The 2,460-nt window shown below is 43.7% G+C and carries 2 protein-coding genes; both read left to right on the top strand.

All coding sequences use genetic code 11. The features are described from left to right. Nucleotides 1-189: 189 nt before the first annotated feature. A complete protein-coding gene (truA, locus tag ACTHUT_RS17955) occupies nt 190-1,035 on the top strand; it encodes a tRNA pseudouridine(38-40) synthase TruA (RefSeq protein WP_440419274.1) in 846 nt (281 codons plus the stop codon). Between the two features lie 311 nt (nt 1,036-1,346). Further along, on the top strand, nt 1,347-2,408 hold the full coding sequence (porB, locus tag ACTHUT_RS17950; RefSeq protein WP_440419273.1) for a trimeric porin PorB: 1,062 nt from the start codon (nt 1,347-1,349) through the stop codon (nt 2,406-2,408). Nucleotides 2,409-2,460 lie beyond the last annotated feature (52 nt).

Raw genomic sequence — 2,460 nt, 5'->3', positions numbered from 1 at the left:
TTTTTATGGTAAATTAAAAAGCAAGATTTTGGCTGAGTCTATTATTGGTTGGGTAAGATTTCAGCTTTATCTGATGGTTGAAGATGAAGGCCGTCTGAAATACATAATGGAGGCGTGTGTTGATCACGCCTTTTTAATATTTGTTGCTTGAACGTAGGCAACAATATCAATTTACAAGAAGTATAAGAAATGACTGAACAAGCAAATACAACAGGGCATCTGATGCAACGTTGGGCTTTGACCCTCTCTTATGATGGTAGCCGTTTTTATGGTTGGCAAAAACAGGCGGGAGATTTGCCGACTGTTCAGACGGTCTTAGAGCAGGCATTGTCTTCAATAGCGGGGGAGCAAATTAATACTATTGTTGCGGGAAGGACGGATACGGGTGTGCATGCAACTGCACAGGTGGTGCATTTTGATACATCAGTAAGCCGTCCGGAGCAAGCATGGGTGCGGGGTGTCAATGCACATTTGCCTGATGGTGTTGCTGTGTTGGTTGCACAAAAAGTTGCACCTCATTTCCATGCCCGATTTGATGCTTATGGCCGCCATTATCGTTATTTATTGGAATCCTCACCGGTTCGTTCTCCATTATTGGTTGGCAGAGTAGGGTGGACGCATTTGAAATTGGATTTAAATCTGATGAGGCAGGCTGCTACCTTATTGGAGGGGGAGCATGACTTTTCCAGTTTTCGAGCGGCTGAATGTCAGGCGAAATCCCCTGTGAAAACGCTATATAGGACAAGTATTAGTGGAACTTCTCGCTATCTGTGCCTTGATTTGCATGGAAATGCATTCTTGCATCATATGGTGCGCAATATTATGGGTGCATTGGTGTATGTGGGTAGTGGCAGAATTAGTGTAGATGAGTTTGAGTCGGTCTTTCATGCAAAAAGTAGATTGAAGGCTCCGCCAACTTTTATGTCAGATGGCCTGTATTTAACAGGTGTTGACTATCCTGATGAGTTTGGAGTGACGCAACTATCGTTACCCGAGTGGATGAGCGTTCTAGGTAATGGTTTTCAGACGGCCTAATTGCGGATTGTTGGTATAAAAGCAACAAAATAGCGTGATTGATGTGTAAATTGATAAAGTGTTGTAAAAATGCACAGTTGGTTTTGAATAAATTGATCATTGATTTTAAATAATAAATTTCTACTTTTGGGGTTGTCTCTACCTTTATTTGGTTTCTGCGGTAGTGGGGGGAGTTGAATAAAGTTTGTTTTTTTAGAGAGGAACAATTATAGTGACAGTCATGGAATCGCTGATTCCAGCGATAAAGTAAGCCTAAGCGGATTATCCGGTCTGCTTAAGTTATTTCTTCACAATAGAAAAGGAATACAGCAATGAAAAAATCCCTGATTGCCCTGACTCTGGCGGCTTTGCCTGTTGCAGCTATGGCTGATGTGACTCTGTACGGTCAAATCAAAGCTGGCGTGGAAGTTTCTAAAGTAAAAGAGGGTAAGACTTCTTCTAAAACTGCTACTGAGATTGCTGACTTCGGCTCTCGTATCGGTTTCAAAGGCCACGAACACTTGGGTAGCAACCTGAATGCTATCTGGCAAGTTGAACAAAGAACTTCTATCGCCGGTGGTGACTCTGGTTTCGCAAACCGTGAATCTTTCTTGGGTTTGGAAGGTGGTTTCGGTAAAGTTCGTGTCGGTAACTTGGATACTGCTCTGAACGAAAGCAGCGACAGCTTCGACCCTTGGGAGTCTAGTGATGCTAACGCAGACACTCTGCAACTGGGTAAAATCAAACGTGTAGATGGTCGCAAAGTATCTGTACGTTACGATACTCCTGTGTTTGGTGGTTTCAGCGCAAGCGTACAATACCAACCTCGCGACAATGCTAATCCTAGCGATAAATACGATCACGCTGTGAAAAGCCGTGAATCTTACGATTTGGGTCTGAACTACGAAAACTCTGGCTTCTTCGGTCGCTACGCTGGTTCTTTCGCTAAACATGCTGTCTTGGATGCTGGCTACTTGGATACATTCAACGGCAACACTACCTTGACTGCTGGTACTTACAAAGATCACCAAGCACACCGTCTGACTGCTGGTTACGATGCTGACAACCTGATGGTTGCTGTTGTAGGTCAATACGAAGGCTTCAAAAAAGATGTCGCAAATGCTAAGAAAAACGAACGTACTGAAGTTGGTGCAACTGCTGCTTACCGCTTTGGTAACGTAACTCCTCGTGTTTCTTACGCTCACGGTTTCAAAGCTAAAGAAAACGGCGTGAAACAAGAGAACAGCGCGTACAACCAAGTTATCGTTGGTGCTGACTACGACTTCTCTAAACGCACTTCTGCCCTGCTGTCTGCCGGTTGGTTGAAAGAAGGCAAAGGCGACTACAAATACGAGAAAACTGCTGGTACTGTTGGCCTGCGTCACAAATTCTAATCTGACTTAAGATTAGTCTGAAAAAGAGCCTGTTTTATACAGGCTCTTTTTG

The sequence above is a fragment of the Neisseria sp. P0022.S010 genome, assembly GCF_051956635.1.
The sequence above is the reverse complement of the archived record's forward strand: the minus strand, read 5'-3'. Positions and strand labels throughout refer to the sequence as shown.

Coding starts and splice junctions, on each gene's coding strand:
- porB (WP_440419273.1), top strand. CDS start 1,347: ATGAAAAAATCCCTGATTGCCCTGACTCTGGCGGCTTTGCCTGTTGCA.
- truA (WP_440419274.1), top strand. CDS start 190: ATGACTGAACAAGCAAATACAACAGGGCATCTGATGCAACGTTGGGCT.